Origin of the sequence: Vibrio sp. 3-2(1) (assembly GCF_963887575.1) — a bacterium.
GTDB lineage: Bacteria > Pseudomonadota > Gammaproteobacteria > Enterobacterales > Vibrionaceae > Vibrio > Vibrio anguillarum.
The window spans coordinates 145,051-160,921 of record NZ_CAWPGB010000055.1 but is presented as its reverse complement, the minus strand read 5'-3'; the positions used below and the strand labels follow the sequence as shown (position 1 = coordinate 160,921).

The window sequence follows — 15,871 nt, the reverse complement described above, 5'->3', positions numbered from 1 at the left end:
GATTGACACCGAACCGCTCTTTTGAAGTTCTGTAATTACTCAAGATGCAGATCGAGTGGCGTTTTACTGGCTCTGCCACCGATTTCTCGAGTTAGCTTAGCAACAAGATAGCCCGAGACTCGCTCAATGACACCTGCCATTATTTCTTTTGCTTTTTGATCACTAACAAAAAAGTGCGCTGCGCCTTGCACTTTATCCAGCACATGCAAGTAGTAAGGCAAAATTCTTGCATCAAATAACGTTTCGCTGAGCGCGACTTGCGCGTCAACGCTATCATTAACACCTTTTAACAATACACCTTGGTTGAGTAAGGTAACATTGATGGCGCGCAGACGACTCATCTGCTGTTTGAATTCTAGATTGATTTCATTGGCATGGTTAATGTGCGTCACCAAAATGACTTGTAAGCGAGTTTCACGCAGTAAATCACACAATGCATTGGTGATTCGAGCGGGGATCACCACGGGTAAGCGCGAGTGAATACGCAATCGTTTAATATGAGGCACGCTGCTGATTGCATCGATGAGCCAACGCAGTTCTTCATCTTTCGCCATTAGCGGATCACCGCCCGATAAAATGACCTCATTGAGCTCGGGATGCGCAGCAATATAGTCGACACTTTGCTGCCACACCTGCTTTGAGCCTTTATTCTCTTGGTAGGGGAAATGACGACGAAAGCAGTAACGGCAGTTAATCGCACAACCACCTTTGACTATCATTAGCACTCGGTTGCGGTATTTATGCAGCAATCCCGGAATGGCATTGTTTTGCTCATCAAGTGGATCATTTGAGTACCCATCATGCCATTCAAACTCTTCATTGAGTGGCAAAACTTGACGCAACAGGGGATCGTAAGGGTTTCCTTTTTCCATGCGATCGACAAAACTTTGTGGCACCCGTAGTGCGAAGAGTTTGCGTGCGGCAAACCCGTTTTGCCAAAGGGCAGGATCAATCTCTAACTGCTGGAGAAGCTCGGCAGGGTTTGAGATCGCATTCGTTAATTGTTGAAGCCAGTTTTGCTCAACAGAATCAAGTTTTCGGGTTATTATATGCGGCATTGAATTTAACTCGAAGAATGGTAAGAGGAAAAAATGGCTACTGTTAGCACGAATGAATTTAAAGGCGGTCTCAAAATTATGCTTGATAATGAGCCTTGTGTCATTCTCGAAAATGAATATGTGAAACCAGGTAAAGGCCAAGCCTTCAACCGTGTCAAAATCCGTAAACTTCTTTCTGGCAAAGTGTTGGAAAAAACATTTAAGTCAGGTGATTCAGTAGAAACGGCTGACGTAATGGATATCGACCTTGATTATCTCTATAACGACGGCGAATTCTACCACTTTATGAATAATGAAACATTCGAGCAAATTGCGGCGGATAATAAAGCGGTGGGTGAAAGCGCAAAATGGCTAGTGGAAAACAACACCTGCATGTTGACGCTTTGGAACGGTAACCCAATTGCGGTAACGCCACCAAACTTTGTTGAACTGGAAGTGGCTGAAACTGATCCGGGCTTGAAAGGTGATACGCAAGGTACGGGTGGTAAACCCGCTACGTTGGTCACTGGTGCTGTGGTACGTGTGCCACTGTTCATCTCTATCGGTGAAGTGATCAAAGTGGATACCCGCTCTGGCGAATATGTAGGTCGAGTCAAATAATCACCTCAAAGTAAGTAAGAAGGTCGCTCGGTTAGCGGCCTTTTTTATTGCTCCAAAGCTGAGTGAGTGCCGTAATAAAAAAGAGCTGCCGAGGCAGCTCTTTGATGTCATCACTTTTCTATCTTTAAATCATAAAGATAAAAACGACAGCGAGCGCGGAAATCAGCCCAGCAAACGCATAACAAGCGATTTTACCCACTAAACCGGTGTGGAATTTTAGGTCATGCATACCGTGGTGGACACGGTGCATGGCATGCCACATCGGTAAGGCTAATGTGCCAATGATAAACAGTGCGCCGATGATGCTAGTCGCAAAACTCGAAACGCGTTCATAACTCACTGCTTCAGCATCGATAATGCCTAATGGTGCTAAAATACCCAACACGAGAATGGTGATCGGGGTAATCATCGCAAACCATGTTCCACCGGCACCAAACAGCCCCCACCAGATAGGTTCATCAGAACGTTTTGGCGTGCGATTTACCTTATAATTGTTGTTCATGACTATAAGCTCCTACACCACGATGAGAACAATCAGTGAGATAAACGCAACCGCTGCCCACTGAGTTAAGACGATGATTTTCTTGTCGATTAGCTTACCTTTCAAGCGGATTGGCATCACTTGCGGCATCATGCTAAAGAAGGTTTGTGCATGCAGCAAACTCCCCGCCAACGCGACAATATTGATTGCGACCACAATTGGGTTTGCCATAAAGCTTAGCCAGCCTTCCCATGCTTCAGGGCCTTTAACCAAGCAGCCCAAGCCAAAGGTAAGGAATAAGGTAAAGAATATCAGTGGCAGTACCGTGGCTTCACGCAACATGTAGAAGCGGTAGAATGGGTGATCTTTCCACCAAGTACGTGTCATTTCACGAACGTAAGGTTTACGGTTACTCATCCTTATCCCTCCACTTTCTTTGGTGAACCGTCAGGTTTTAGCATGGCAATCACGAAGTCCATTGAAGACTCAACTTTGCCTTGGTTGACGGCTGCTGCTGGATCAACGTGTTTTGGACACACTTCAGAGCAGTAACCAACAAAGGTACAACCCCAAGCACCGTTATCACCATTGATGAGCTTCATACGCTCGGCTTTACCATGGTCACGGCTATCTAAGTTGTAGCGGTGAGCAAGGGTTAATGCTGCGGGGCCAATAAACTCAGGGTTCAAACCGAACTGAGGGCAGGCCGCGTAGCAAAGACCGCAGTTAATACAACCAGCAAATTGTTTGTATTTGGCCATTTGCTCTGGCGTTTGTAAGTTGGTGCCATCTTCAGGTTTGCGATCGTTGCCAATGATGTAGGGTTTAATGGCTTCAAGACGCTCGATAAACGAAGTCATATCCACGATCAAATCTTTTTCAATTGGGAAGTTGGCTAAAGGTTCAATTTTCACGCCATTGGGGTAATCGCGCAGGAAGCTCTTACAAGCCAATTTAGGTACGCCATTGACCATCACACCACACGAACCGCAGATCGCCATACGGCAAGACCAGCGATAAGAAAGGTCCTTATCGAGGTTATCTTTGATGTAGCCAATCGCGTCGAGCACTGACATGGTGTCATCAAAGGGAACTTCAAACGCTTGCAGGCGTGGTTTAGCGTCTTTTTCTGGGTCGTAGCGCAAAATGTCTACTTTTTGAATGCGATTTGCTGACATTATTTTTGCTCCTCTGCGCTTTTCTCTTCTGCCGCTTTTTCCGCAGCGGCAGCCTGTTCTGCCGCTTCACCATAGAGACGAGCTTTCGGCTGAGATTTCGTGATCTTAACTGCGCTGTAGTCGATACTTGGAGCAGCATCAGGTTGATAGAAAGCTAAAGAGTGCTTGAGGTAGTTCACATCATCACGCTCAGTACAACCTTCGTCTAAACGCTGATGCGCACCGCGAGATTCTTTACGCAAGATAGCTGAGTGAACCATAGCTTCAGCCACTTCAAGGCCATAACCGACTTCGATAGCGTACAGAAGGTCGGTGTTGAACACTTTGCCTTTATCTTTAATGCTAATGTTCTTGTAGCGTGCTTTTAGCTCGGTGATTTTATCAATCGTCGCTTGCATTAAATCTTCTTGGCGGTAGATACCACAACCCGCTTCCATGGTGTGACCCATCTCAGTGCGAATGGTGGCCCAGTTTTCATCACCTTCTTGGTTCATTAACGCTGCAATACGCTCTTCTACGGCTTTGACTTGTTTGGCGATAGATTCATCGTTCCAACCTTTGAATTCCGCTGCGCGTTTCACTGCACTTTCACCCGCAACGCGGCCAAAAACCACAAATTCAGCTAACGAGTTAGAACCCAAACGGTTTGCACCATGCAAGCCAACCGAGGCACATTCGCCGACAGCAAACAGACCTTTGATGCGCGTTTCACATTGTCCATCCGTTTCGATACCACCCATGGTGTAGTGTACGGTTGGACGAATTGGGATCGGCTCTTTTGCTGGATCAACGTTGACGTAAGCTTTCGCCAATTCGCAGATAAACGGCAAACGCTCTTGTAAGTACTCTTCACCAAGGTGGCGAAGATCAAGCAGCACCACATCACCAAGCGGATGTTTGATGGTGTTGCCTTTTTGTTGTTCATGCCAGAAAGCTTGAGAAACTTTGTCGCGAGGACCGAGTTCCATGTATTTGTTTTTAGGCTGACCCACTGGAGTTTCTGGGCCCATACCGTAATCTTGCAGATAACGATAGCCATTTTTATTGACGATGATACCACCTTCACCGCGGCAACCTTCCGTCATCAAAATACCCGTGCCAGGTAGGCCAGTTGGGTGGTATTGCACGAACTCCATATCGCGTAGAGGGACGCCATGACGATAAGCCATCGCCATACCATCGCCGGTTACAATGCCGCCGTTGGTGTTGCAGTGGTACACACGGCCGGCGCCACCAGTGGCTAATACCACGGATTTCGCTTTGATGGTTACTAGCTCACCTTCGGACATATGAATCGCGATAAGCCCTTGAACTTCGCCATCTTCAACAAGTAGATCCACCACGAAATACTCATCAAATCGATTGATTTGTGGGTACTTCATTGAAGTTTGGAAGAGGGTGTGAAGCATGTGGAAGCCTGTTTTGTCAGCCGCAAACCAAGTACGCTCGACTTTCATGCCACCAAAACGGCGTACGTTGACTTCGCCATTTTCTTTACGGCTCCATGGGCAACCCCACTGTTCCATTTGCACCATCTCGCGGGTCGAGTTGGCCACAAAATATTCAACAACATCCTGTTCACATAGCCAATCTCCACCACCAACGGTATCGTTGAAGTGGTTGTCAAGGCTATCTTCTTCCTTGATAACTGCTGCTGAGCCTCCTTCCGCTGCAACCGTATGAGATCGCATAGGATAAACTTTAGAAATCAGAGCAACTTCTAAATCAGGGTTTGCTTCAGCGGCTGCAATTGCAGTGCGAAGACCAGCGCCGCCTGCGCCGATGACTGCGATATCTGTGGTGATAATTTGCACAGTTATCCTCCGGTGTGTGATGCGGAAAATCCGCTTGTTATAGTTAAAGGTTCGTAAGCCTTAAGTGGTACGGGTAGTGTAGAAGAGCTGTGTAAGGAAAAAATTGATTCTGTTAGGTTTTTGCTTCGGAAGTGCAAGCGCGAGCATACTTATTTTTCTTTGTGTGATAATAATCACGTTAGAATTTGGAATTGCGCTTTAAGTCAGTAAAATTCATATCATCCAAACTTATGTGTGCCAGAACATGAATAGAAAAAACTGGATGCCAACCGCATCAATATCACAACTCAAACAGCGTGCTCAGTTACTCAAGCAGATCCGCCATTTCTTTGAACTACGAGATGTATTGGAAGTCGATACACCAGCCATGAGTCATGCCACGGTAACCGACATTCATTTGCAAACCTTCCAAACCCAATTTGTTGGCCCAGGGTATGCTGATGGCCGTCAACTTTATTTAATGACCAGCCCTGAGTTTCATATGAAACGACTTTTGGCGGCGGGGAGTGGTTCGATTTATCAGATCAATAAAGCGTTTCGCAACGAGGAAAATGGCCGCTATCACAACCCAGAATTTACGATGTTAGAGTGGTATCGGGTTGGTTTTACTCACCATGATTTAATGGATGAGATGGATCAATTGCTGCAACTTATTTTGCAGTGTGGAGCGGCGCAGAAGATGAGCTACCAACAAGCATTTTTACAGGTACTTGGGGTTTGTCCGTTAGAAGGCTCAATGAACGAGTTAAAAGCGGCTGCGAGCCGATTAGGTCTAAGTGACATTGCTGAGCCAGAAGAGGATAGAGATACCTTACTGCAACTGCTATTTAGTGTCGGTGTTGAGGCGGAAATTGGTCAACAGGTACCCGTTTTTGTTTACGATTTTCCTGCATCACAAGCGGCACTAGCTAAGATTAACCCGCAAGATCATCGTGTTGCGGAGCGCTTTGAGGTCTATTTCAAAGGGATTGAACTTGCGAATGGTTTTCATGAGCTGGACAACCCACAAGAGCAACTGGCTCGTTTTGAAGCGGATAACCAAAAGCGTAAAACGATGGGGCTGGTCGAACAGCCGATTGATTACCACTTGATAGCAGCGTTAGAGGCTGGCTTACCTGAATGTTCAGGAGTAGCGCTTGGTATTGATCGCTTGATTATGCTGGCGTTAGGCCAAGATCATATTGATAACGTGACGGCTTTTCCTTTTCCGATAGCTTAAGCTTTTAAGCTGATGTGGATTGCGCGCTTGTAGTGCGATGAGCGCGCTGAAAAACGGCAACAGTTTCTTATTATGCAATGTAAGCCCTCGCGTCTGGCTGACAACCTCGTTATACTCCTTGTCTGATTTTAAGCCCACATTGCAAGAGCACAGAATATGCAAGAGTACATCGAATTTTTCCAACACAATATGATTCTATCTTTGGCATGGGTAGGTATTCTCGTCGCCTTAATCATGAGCATCGTGAAATCAACCACGGCAGCCTATAAAGAGATCACCGCTTCACAAACGACGCTTTTAATGAATCGTGAAAACGGTGTTGTTGTCGATATCCGCACGAAAGATGAATTTAAAAAAGGCCATATTACCGATGCGGTTCACATTTTACCGTCAGATATTAAATCCGGTAACTTGGCTAGCCTTGAAAAGCACAAGTCTGACCCAATCATTGTGGTATGTAAAACGGGTCAAACCGCGCAAGAGAGTGCCAACCTGCTTGCCAAAGCTGGGTTTGAGAATGTGAATTTACTGAAAAATGGTCTTGTAGCTTGGAATGAAGCGAACTTGCCATTGGTTCGTGGCAATAAATAATTCACTGATCGCGGTTATCTTGAACTGAGTGTGCTGGCTGAAAAGCCAGCATTTGATGCTAAGAGTTGTGATGTTTTCCACGTAATCGTGAGCTCATCTAGTCATTCGAAATCAGCTCGGTTAGTCTAAAAGCAACACTGAATTTGTAAGTATTTAAGGATTTAATCATGGCTGAAGCCGCACAACAAACAGCACAACAAAATTTCGCAATTCAACGTATCTTTCTAAAAGATGTCTCTTTTGAAGCGCCAAACTCACCTGTTATGTTCCAAAAAGAGTGGAATCCAGATGTGAAGTTGGATCTTGACACTCAAAGTCGTGATCTGGGTGAAGGTGTGTATGAAGTCGTATTACGCCTAACAGTGACAGTGAAAAACGCGGAAGAAATCGCGTTCTTATGCGAAGTGCAACAAGGTGGTATTTTTACTGCTGAAAAAATGGAAGCGGGTCAACTTGCCCATTGTTTAGGTGCATTCTGCCCGAACATTCTGTTCCCATATGCACGTGAAACGATTTCTAGCTTAGTTGTTAAAGGGACATTCCCACAACTTAACCTTGCACCAGTGAACTTTGATGCATTGTTCATGAACTACCTACAACAACAAGCGACTCAAGGCGAGCAAGCAGAAGCTTAATCGTTAATGACGTGAGATCATTAACGTTGGCGTTCCACGTCAGACTTTGATGATAAAAAATGCACAAAGCATCCCAGATAATGATGGTGCGTTGTGCATTTTTTGTTTATTTCGAATGCCAATACCTCCGTTCCTTGTTACTCCGTATTGAAAGCTGTATCGGAAGGAATTTAGGTATAACATGACAACACGAATAGCAATGGACGAAACAATGACAGATCCTAACAGTATTTACGGTAAAGCGATCACCATGACAGTAGTTGGTGCGGGTTCTTACGGCACATCTCTGGCGATTTCTTTAGCACGTAACGGTGCTAATGTTGTCCTTTGGGGACACGATGCTAAGCATATGGCTCGTCTTGACGCTGATCGTGCTAACCAAGAATTTTTACCCGGTATTGATTTTCCCGATTCGCTGATTGTGGAAACCGATTTGAAAAAAGCGGTACAAGCGAGCCGCGATTTGTTGGTTGTAGTTCCGAGCCACGTATTTGGCCTTGTTATGAATAGTTTAAAGCCTCACTTACGTGATGATTCCCGTATTTGTTGGGCAACCAAAGGGCTTGAACCTGAAACGGGCCGGTTACTGATGGATGTGGCCTATGACACCATTGGCGAGCGCTATTCATTGGCAGTGTTATCTGGGCCGACTTTTGCTAAAGAGTTGGCGATGGGAATGCCTACCGCAATTTCTGTTGCTTCGCCTGACGCGCAGTTTGTCGAAGATCTGCAAGGCAAAATTCACTGCAGCAAAACTTTCCGCGTTTACGCCAATAGTGATTTTATTGGCATGCAGCTAGGTGGTGCGGTTAAAAACGTGATTGCGATTGGCGCTGGCATGTCCGATGGGATTGGCTTTGGTGCGAATGCGCGTACTGCATTGATTACGCGCGGTCTGGCCGAAATGTGCCGTTTGGGTGCAGCGTTAGGTGCTCAGCCTGAAACCTTTATGGGGATGGCCGGATTGGGTGACTTAGTACTCACTTGCACCGATAACCAATCACGTAACCGCCGCTTTGGTTTGGCGCTGGGACAAGGAAAAGATGTGGATACGGCGCAGCAAGAAATTGGCCAAGTGGTTGAAGGTTATCGCAACACCAAAGAGGTGTGGTTATTAGCGGCGCGCATGGAGGTTGAAATGCCAATAGTTGATCAAATCTATCAAGTGCTGTATCAAGGAAAAGATGCGCGTGTTGCAGCACAAGATTTGCTGGCTCGTGATAAAAAAGCAGAACGCTAATTCATTGCTCATGATTAGGCACAAAGCCTATTAGCAATCTACATTGACGCTCTAGAGATTGGATGAGGAAGGGTGATCAACCAACGATGAAACATTGCGAAAAACTCAAAGTGTGGCAAGCCATAGTCAAAGAGGCGCGCGAGCAGTCAGAGCAAGAACCGATGCTGGCTAGTTTTTATCATGCCACTATTATTAAGCATGATAGTTTAAGCTCGGCCTTGAGCTACATTCTTGCCAATAAGCTGAATACGGCCTCAATGCCAGCGATGGCGGTGCGTGAAGTGGTCGAAGAGGCATTTGCCGCAGACCCCAGCATTATGGAAGCGGCGGCGTGTGACATCTGCGCGACTGTCAATCGTGACCCCGCGGTATCTATGTTTTCAATGCCTCTACTTTATCTCAAGGGCTACCATGCCTTACAAGGCTATCGCGTCGCGAACTGGTTATGGAAGCAAGGTCGAGTGGCGTTGGCTACCTATTTTCAAAACCAAATCTCGGTAGCTTGCCAAGTGGACATCCATCCTGCAGCACGTATTGGTCGCGGCATCATGCTTGACCATGCTACGGGCATTGTGATCGGTGAAACCGCGGTGGTGGAGAATGATGTCTCTATTTTACAAGATGTAACGCTAGGCGGAACGGGTAAAGAGTGCGGCGATCGCCACCCGAAAATTCGTGAAGGCGTGATGATTGGCGCGGGTGCCAAAATTCTCGGTAATATTGAAGTGGGCGAAGGGGCGAAAATTGGTTCTTGTTCGGTGGTATTGCAAGCGGTGCCTCCGCACACTACCGTCGCTGGAGTGCCAGCCAAAATTGTCGGTCGTCCGCAAACCGATAAGCCTTCGTTAGATATGGACCAACAATTTAATGGCCGTTCTCAAAGTTTCATTGCCGGTGATGGTATTTGATTTGGTCGCGGAAAACAAAAAGGGTGATGCTCACAGAGCATCACCCTTTTTTATGGTTGGCATTAAGCCATTGCATCGAGTTCAGCAAGCACCTCTTCAGCCCAATCAACCCACGCTTGGCGAACCAGTAGGTTGCGGCGTAGTGTTAGACGCTCAAGGCGCTGTAGCTTATCGAGGGTAGCTGGTATTGCATAGTACGCAGACTCAATCTCTTTGTAGTGAGCAACCAGTTTTTTCGATTCTTCAACCAATTCACCCAGTTGAATTCGGTAAGGTGTTGCTGGTTGTACCGCGCAAGCGATCAATTTAGCGCTAAATTCATCACGTACGGTTGGGTGAGCTGTAGGTTGGTCAAACCATTCACCTAAAGCGCTGCGACCTGCATCGGTGATGGAGTAAACTTTACGATCTGGCTTGCCATCTTGCGGTTCTAATACACAAGTGACTAGGCCTTGTTGACCCATTTTATTCAGTTCGCGGTAAACTTGTTGGTGGCTGGCTTTCCAAAAATAGCCAATGCTCGAAGAGAACTCTTTTGTGATGTCGTACCCTGTGGCATCGCGAGTGCTCAAAACAGTGAGGATAACGTGTGGTAATGACATGTCTTTAATCCAAATGGTTAATAAACTCAAAAACAACTTGCTCAAACTCGTGTTGTGCTTCTGATGGCATCAATCATGAATGAGTTTAAGCAACACCCACCGTTCTATTGACGGAGTGGGTTGTGTCACCTTAAAAAGCCGTTTATCACCTAGGATTATATGCGTGACGCATATCGACCTGCGATTTGTTATGTTTGTATGCTACCGCAGAGGAGCAGTAGTATATCTAAATAATAAGCATAAAGTAGAATACTTTGTTAGTTTAGCTTAAAAAACTGATAATATGCTCAATAATTTTTGTGATTTAAAATAAAAAGCCGCACAGAGGCGGCCTTTTAGCTAGTTTGTGAAACAAAATGCTGTTACTTAGCCTGTGTTACGCATTCCTGCTGCAATACCCGCGATAGTCACCATTAAGGCTTCTTCTAACTCTGCTGGTGCGGTTTCGGTTTTGCGAGTGCGGTACAACAGCTCTGCTTGCAGCATATTTAATGGCTCAACATAGATATTGCGCAAACGGATTGACTCTTGACCCCAAGGATCGCTTTGCATCAAGTTCTCATTGTTTTCTACATTTAACACCGCTTTGATGTCTTTCTGTAATTGAGAACGCAAACGCTCACCGAGCGGGCGTAACGATTCATCGACTAAGCGTTCATCGTAATAGCGTGAGATTTCAATGTTGCACTTGGAGTAAACCATCTCTAGCATGCCCAAACGCGTTGAGAAAAATGGCCATTCACGGCACATCTCTTCCAGCAGTGCTTGGTGTCCTTTATCGATAGAAAACTGAATTGCTTCTCCCGCACCTAGCCAGGCTGGTAGCACGAGGCGGTTTTGGCTCCAAGAGAAGATCCACGGGATTGCACGTAAGCTTTCGACTCCACCATTAGGGTTGCGTTTAGCCGGACGTGAACCGAGCGGCAATTTACCCAGCTCTAGCTCTGGCGTTGCTTGGCGGAAGTACGGGACAAAGTCCGGCTCGCCGCGAACAATATGGCGATACGCTTCGCAAGAGACCTCAGACAATACCTGCATTAAGTCGCGCCAATCTTGTTTTGGCTCTGGTGGTGGCAGCAGGTTCGCTTCTAAAATGGCGCTGGCGTACATCGTAAAACTATTGACCGCTACTTCTGGTAGACCAAGCTTAAAGCGGATCATTTCGCCTTGCTCCGTCACACGCAAGCCACCTTTTAAGCTTTTGGGTGGTTGTGAAAGCAGTGCCGCATGTGCTGGAGCGCCCCCGCGACCAATGGTGCCGCCACGTCCATGGAATAGTGTCAGTTCAATTCCAGCCTCTTCACTGACATTAACCAAAGCTTCCATCGCGCTGTATTGTGCCCAACCGGCGGACATTACACCTGCATCTTTAGCGGAATCGGAGTAACCAATCATCACCATCTGGTGGTTTTGAATAAAGCCACGATAGAGATCAATGCCCATTAGTTGGCGGATCACCGTTTCTGCGTTGTTTAAATCATCCAAAGTTTCGAACAGTGGACAAACGTCCATGCGATAAGGGCAGCCACACTCTTGCAACAATAGATGTACAGCAAGTACATCTGATGCGGTACGAGCCATCGAAATCACATAAGCACCAAAGGCTTCGCGAGGCTGAGAAGCAACGATTTTACAGGTGTCGATCACCTCTTGTACCGCTTCTGAAGGCTGCCAGTCACGAGGTAACAAAGGACGTTTTGAGCTCAACTCATTGGTGAGAAACGCAATTTTGTCTTGCTCGCTCCACTGGTCATAATCACCAATGCCTAAATAAAGGGTGAGCTCGGAGATCACATCAGAGTGACGAGTGCTCTCTTGGCGAATGTCCAAACGTACAAGATGCACACCAAACGCTTTAATCCGGCGCAGAGTATCAAGCAGCGAGCCATCGGCAATGACGCCCATGCCGCATTGATGTAAAGATTGGTAGCAGGCATAAAGCGGTTCCCACAACTGTGCGATATTTTGCAGTGGTGCTTTGCGTGCCAGTTGTTGGCCATTGATCTTGGCATCCAACACTTCCAGTGTTTCGCTGAGTAGTTCACGCAGGCGTTTGAGAATAGCGCGATAAGGTTCGTGTTCATCTATGCCAGCCAAATCGCGTAGCGCGTCACTGCATTTGGTCATCGACAATTCGCTGACCAGCTCATTGATATCACCTAGGTAGAGATCGGCCGCTTTCCAGCGAGAAAGCAGCATTACTTCACGGGTGATTTTATGAGTCACAAAGGGGTTACCATCACGGTCGCCGCCCATCCACGAAGAGAAATGCACAGGGCGTGCATCAATTGGTAGTCCTTCACCTAAGTAGTTGGTGAGGTGCTCATCAAATTCACGAAGAAAATCAGGCACGGCTTGCCATAGAGAATTTTCCACCACCGCAAAGCCCCATTTTGCTTCATCCAGTGGCGTAGGGCGCTGCTTACGAATCACATCTGAATGCCAGCTTTGCGCGATCAACTGTTCTAAACGGCGTTCGGTTTTTTGGCGCTCTTTAAATGAAAGGTCACTGAGTTCAAGCTTGGAGAGACACTCGTTAATTTTCACAAGCTTGTTGATCATCGTGCGGCGTGTAATTTCGGTTGGGTGAGCCGTTAGCACTAACTCGATATTGAGATCGCGTACCGCTTGAGCAGCATCCAATTTACTGATTTTATTTTGATTCAGTTTAGTAAACAGTAAATTAATCGCATCAGGCTCACACACATGTTCTTCACAGTGACGTGAAATGGTGTGGTACTGCTCGGCCATGTTGGTTAAGTTAAGAAATTGGTTGAATGCCCGCGCTACTGGGGTGAGCTGTTCATTGGGAAGGTTTTTGATCTCTTCAACCAAGCTGTCTCGGTCGGCTTGATTGCCATTACGGGCTGATTTTGAAAGTTTTCGGATGGTTTCCACTTTCTCTAAGATAACGTCACCATGGGCGTCCTGAATGGTGTTGCCCAGCAAACGGCCAAGCATGCTCACGTTACTTTTGAGCGCAGCGTATTTTTCGTTCATTGTCATCCTGCCTTGTAAAAAAATTACATCCATTGTTCCTTGCTAAGTACACAATCTAGCGAAAAGATCCCTGTAGAGTCAAATAAAGCCGACTATTTTTACGATTATTGCTGAATGTTATTGAACGTGATCATTTGGTGAATAATTGGCGTAAATTACTGAAATTTTATTACAAAAATGCCCGACCGTAGAAACCCGGTCAGGCATTTATCGCTTGAGTAAGCTTGGTAGGCTAGAAGCAGTATTTATACATTGCTTTGGACAAAATCGAGATGGTTGGATCAATAAATTCAAACGCTAGGAATTCATCCGGTTGATGCGCTTGATCGATCGAACCTGGGCCGAGTACCAGTGTTGGGCATAATTGTTGTAAGAACGGTGCTTCAGTACAGTAATTCACGGTTTGTGAAGCGGTATTGCAAATCTCTTCAATGTTGCCAATAAAGGGGTGATCATGCTGACATTCATAACCCGGAATCGCATCATGCAGCGCGGTAATCTCAATGCGGCCGGGCCATTTTGCACTGACTTCATTCAGTGCATTGCGCAGCAAGTTATCGAGCCCATCTAGACTCATGCCGGGCAGCGGGCGCACATCGTAATGCAATTCGCAGCAGCCACAAATGCGGTTTGGACTATCGCCACCGTGGATATGGCCGAGGTTTAAAGTGGGGTGAGGAATGGCAAAGCCTGGGTGATGGTACTCTTTGATCAATTTGTCGCGCAGTTGCATTAACGCGAACAGCACTTCATGCATGATTTCGATGGCATTTACGCCCAGAGCTGGATCAGACGAGTGGCCCGATTTTCCTGTCACTCGAATAGCGTTGGCTACGTGGCCTTTATGGCCGCGGATGGGCACAAGGCTAGTCGGCTCACCAATAATGCAGTAATCCGGTTGAAATGGTGCATGTTCAGTGAAATGACGCGCGCCGAGCATAGTGGTTTCTTCATCACAGGTAGCCAACACATACAGCGGTTTAGTCTGTTTACTCCAATCGACTTTTTTCACCGCTTCGTAGATAAAAGCAAAAAAGCCTTTCATGTCTGCCGTGCCTAAGCCATAGAAACGATCATTGGCTTGCGTTAACGCGTGTGGTTCAAAATTCCAACGTCCTTCGTCAAATGGAACGGTATCACTGTGCCCCGCGAGCAGTAGGCCACCTTCGCCGCACCCTTTCTTCGCCACTAAATTGTATTTTCCCGGCGCGACTTCAATGGTGTCGACTACAAACCCTAAGCTGGAAAACCAGCTTGCCAATTTATCAATCACATTCTGGTTACCTTCGTCCCAACGAGCATCTGTGGAGCTGATGGAAGAGGTTGAAATCAGACCTTGGTAAACCTCAAGAAAACTGGGTAATTGCATATTATCTTTGCTCCTAGTATTGACAGAGTAATTGCGAGAAGGTAAAACACATATTAAATCACTTTGTGTGAATAAAAAACCGAGTTAAGTGTCTTTTTTGAAATTTATAGTCATTTTTAGATTGTCTTTTTTACCTTGAAATTGGATGTCACGAGATGTTGAAAACCACAATTATCGGAGCTAGCGGTTATACCGGCGCTGAGTTGGCGTATATGGTGCAAAAACACCCACAACTCACGCTATCAGGTTTATACGTTTCCGCCAATAGCCTAGATGCTGGAAAACCAATGGCTGAGCTGCATGGCAAACTCTCCGGTATTGTCGACATGCAGGTACAACCATTAATGGATCCGGTGAGCGTTGCAAGCCAATGTGATGTGGTGTTTTTAGCTACGGCTCATGAGGTGAGCCATGATCTCGCGCCTATTTTTCTTGCGCAAAATTGTCAAGTTTTCGACCTTTCTGGTGCTTTTCGCGTCAAAGGTGATGATTTTTACCAAAATTACTATGGTTTTAAACATCAACACCCTAAATGGTTAGAAAACGCGGTTTATGGACTGGCGGAATGGAATTGTGAGGCAATTAAGCAGAGCCAATTGATCGCTGTTGCGGGTTGCTATCCAACCGCATCGCAACTTGCGATAAAGCCTTTGGTTGAAGCGGGTTTGTTAGATACAACTCAATGGCCGGTGATTAATGCCACCAGCGGTGTCACAGGCGCGGGCAGAAAAGCGACATTAACCAACAGTTTTTGTGAAGTGAGTTTACAGCCATACGGCGTGTTTACTCATCGCCACCAACCTGAAATCGTCGCCCATTTAGGATGTGATGTGATTTTTACGCCTCACTTAGGGAATTTCAAACGCGGTATTTTGGCCACCGTGACGATGAAGCTTGCATCAGGTATTTCAGAGCAACAAGTCAGCCATGCTTTTGAGAAGGCGTACGCTAACAAACCAGCGGTTCGGCTCAAATCAACCTTGCCGAGCATCAAAGATGTTGAATTTACACCATTTTGCGACCTCGGTTGGCGAGTGCAAGGTGAGCATATTATCGTCGTGTCCGCGATCGATAATTTATTAAAGGGGGCATCGAGCCAAGCGATGCAGTGTTTAAATATTCATTACGGTTTTTCTGAGCTAACGGCTTTGGTGTAACGCACCAAGCGTAAGGGTT

15 protein-coding genes are annotated in these 15,871 nt (G+C 46.3%); 7 read left to right on the top strand and 8 right to left on the bottom strand.

Features of this window, described 5'->3' with window-relative positions:
- Positions 1–35: 35 nt before the first annotated feature.
- Positions 36–1,058, bottom strand: a complete 1,023-nt coding sequence (gene epmB, locus AACQ79_RS15125) for an EF-P beta-lysylation protein EpmB (RefSeq protein ID WP_170899321.1) — start codon at positions 1,056–1,058, stop codon at positions 36–38.
- Between the two features lie 33 nt (positions 1,059–1,091).
- On the opposite strand from epmB, the gene efp reads away from it, so the two are divergent.
- A complete protein-coding gene (efp, locus tag AACQ79_RS15120; protein WP_017043203.1) occupies positions 1,092–1,658 on the top strand; it encodes an elongation factor P in 567 nt (188 codons plus the stop codon).
- Positions 1,659–1,782: 124 nt separating this feature from the next.
- On the opposite strand, the gene frdD is transcribed toward efp, so the two are convergent.
- From frdD to frdA, 4 genes are read right to left on the bottom strand one after another with little or no spacing between them, the layout of a single operon-like run.
- Positions 1,783–2,160: a fumarate reductase subunit FrdD gene (gene frdD / locus AACQ79_RS15115; protein ID WP_170899320.1), complete on the bottom strand. Its 378-nt coding sequence runs from the start codon at positions 2,158–2,160 to the stop codon at positions 1,783–1,785.
- Between the two features lie 12 nt (positions 2,161–2,172).
- Positions 2,173–2,556, bottom strand: coding sequence for a fumarate reductase subunit FrdC (frdC, locus tag AACQ79_RS15110; protein ID WP_017043204.1), 384 nt, complete (start codon positions 2,554–2,556; stop codon positions 2,173–2,175).
- Positions 2,557–2,558: 2 nt separating this feature from the next.
- The gene (locus tag AACQ79_RS15105; RefSeq protein WP_017046770.1) at positions 2,559–3,317 is read right to left on the bottom strand and encodes a succinate dehydrogenase/fumarate reductase iron-sulfur subunit; all 759 of its coding nucleotides are present in this window, start codon (positions 3,315–3,317) and stop codon (positions 2,559–2,561) included.
- Positions 3,317–5,131 carry a fumarate reductase (quinol) flavoprotein subunit gene (gene frdA, locus AACQ79_RS15100; protein ID WP_013855868.1) on the bottom strand — a complete coding sequence of 605 codons (1,815 nt, stop codon included), beginning with the start codon at positions 5,129–5,131 and terminating at the stop codon, positions 3,317–3,319. The genes AACQ79_RS15105 and frdA overlap by 1 nt, the downstream gene beginning before the upstream one ends.
- A 244-nt stretch (positions 5,132–5,375) precedes the next feature.
- Between frdA and epmA the strand changes: the two genes are divergently transcribed.
- The 5 genes from epmA to cysE all read left to right on the top strand — a co-directional run bounded on the left by epmA (position 5,376) and on the right by cysE (position 9,724).
- Positions 5,376–6,350 (top strand): elongation factor P--(R)-beta-lysine ligase, encoded by a 975-nt coding sequence (gene epmA / locus AACQ79_RS15095; RefSeq protein ID WP_170899319.1) that lies wholly within the window; start codon positions 5,376–5,378, stop codon positions 6,348–6,350.
- Between the two features lie 156 nt (positions 6,351–6,506).
- Complete coding sequence (locus tag AACQ79_RS15090; protein ID WP_010317649.1) at positions 6,507–6,941, top strand: rhodanese-like domain-containing protein; 435 nt, start codon at positions 6,507–6,509, stop codon at positions 6,939–6,941.
- A gap of 167 nt (positions 6,942–7,108) precedes the next feature.
- Positions 7,109–7,576, top strand: coding sequence for a protein-export chaperone SecB (secB, locus tag AACQ79_RS15085; protein ID WP_013855870.1), 468 nt, complete (start codon positions 7,109–7,111; stop codon positions 7,574–7,576).
- A 181-nt stretch (positions 7,577–7,757) separates the two neighbouring features.
- A complete protein-coding gene (gene gpsA, locus AACQ79_RS15080; RefSeq protein ID WP_017043209.1) occupies positions 7,758–8,816 on the top strand; it encodes an NAD(P)H-dependent glycerol-3-phosphate dehydrogenase in 1,059 nt (352 codons plus the stop codon).
- 86 nt (positions 8,817–8,902) lie between these two features.
- Entirely contained in the window at positions 8,903–9,724 is an 822-nt protein-coding gene (gene cysE / locus AACQ79_RS15075) for a serine O-acetyltransferase (protein ID WP_010317654.1), read from the top strand.
- Between the two features lie 62 nt (positions 9,725–9,786).
- Here cysE and AACQ79_RS15070 read toward each other — a convergent pair whose 3' ends face one another.
- From AACQ79_RS15070 to argE, 3 genes are all read right to left on the bottom strand, one after another.
- Entirely contained in the window at positions 9,787–10,326 is a 540-nt protein-coding gene (locus AACQ79_RS15070) for a PadR family transcriptional regulator (RefSeq protein WP_249339205.1), read from the bottom strand.
- A 366-nt stretch (positions 10,327–10,692) separates the two neighbouring features.
- Positions 10,693–13,326 carry a phosphoenolpyruvate carboxylase gene (gene ppc / locus AACQ79_RS15065; RefSeq protein WP_170899317.1) on the bottom strand — a complete coding sequence of 878 codons (2,634 nt, stop codon included), beginning with the start codon at positions 13,324–13,326 and terminating at the stop codon, positions 10,693–10,695.
- A gap of 232 nt (positions 13,327–13,558) precedes the next feature.
- A complete protein-coding gene (gene argE / locus AACQ79_RS15060) occupies positions 13,559–14,695 on the bottom strand; it encodes an acetylornithine deacetylase (protein ID WP_170899316.1) in 1,137 nt (378 codons plus the stop codon).
- A gap of 155 nt (positions 14,696–14,850) precedes the next feature.
- On the opposite strand from argE, the gene argC reads away from it, so the two are divergent.
- Positions 14,851–15,852 carry an N-acetyl-gamma-glutamyl-phosphate reductase gene (gene argC / locus AACQ79_RS15055; RefSeq protein ID WP_017049213.1) on the top strand — a complete coding sequence of 334 codons (1,002 nt, stop codon included), beginning with the start codon at positions 14,851–14,853 and terminating at the stop codon, positions 15,850–15,852.
- Positions 15,853–15,871: the final 19 nt, after the last annotated feature.

Excerpts from the sequence above, each read along its gene's own strand:
- epmB (WP_170899321.1), bottom strand. The coding sequence starts at position 1,058 with ATGCCGCATATAATAACCCGAAAACTTGATTCTGTTGAGCAAAACTGG.
- efp (WP_017043203.1), top strand. The coding sequence starts at position 1,092 with ATGGCTACTGTTAGCACGAATGAATTTAAAGGCGGTCTCAAAATTATG.
- frdD (WP_170899320.1), bottom strand. The coding sequence starts at position 2,160 with ATGAACAACAATTATAAGGTAAATCGCACGCCAAAACGTTCTGATGAA.
- frdC (WP_017043204.1), bottom strand. The coding sequence starts at position 2,556 with ATGAGTAACCGTAAACCTTACGTTCGTGAAATGACACGTACTTGGTGG.
- AACQ79_RS15105 (WP_017046770.1), bottom strand. The coding sequence starts at position 3,317 with ATGTCAGCAAATCGCATTCAAAAAGTAGACATTTTGCGCTACGACCCA.
- epmA (WP_170899319.1), top strand. The coding sequence starts at position 5,376 with ATGAATAGAAAAAACTGGATGCCAACCGCATCAATATCACAACTCAAA.
- AACQ79_RS15090 (WP_010317649.1), top strand. The coding sequence starts at position 6,507 with ATGCAAGAGTACATCGAATTTTTCCAACACAATATGATTCTATCTTTG.
- secB (WP_013855870.1), top strand. The coding sequence starts at position 7,109 with ATGGCTGAAGCCGCACAACAAACAGCACAACAAAATTTCGCAATTCAA.
- gpsA (WP_017043209.1), top strand. The coding sequence starts at position 7,758 with ATGACAACACGAATAGCAATGGACGAAACAATGACAGATCCTAACAGT.
- cysE (WP_010317654.1), top strand. The coding sequence starts at position 8,903 with ATGAAACATTGCGAAAAACTCAAAGTGTGGCAAGCCATAGTCAAAGAG.
- AACQ79_RS15070 (WP_249339205.1), bottom strand. The coding sequence starts at position 10,326 with ATGTCATTACCACACGTTATCCTCACTGTTTTGAGCACTCGCGATGCC.
- ppc (WP_170899317.1), bottom strand. The coding sequence starts at position 13,326 with ATGAACGAAAAATACGCTGCGCTCAAAAGTAACGTGAGCATGCTTGGC.
- argE (WP_170899316.1), bottom strand. The coding sequence starts at position 14,695 with ATGCAATTACCCAGTTTTCTTGAGGTTTACCAAGGTCTGATTTCAACC.
- argC (WP_017049213.1), top strand. The coding sequence starts at position 14,851 with ATGTTGAAAACCACAATTATCGGAGCTAGCGGTTATACCGGCGCTGAG.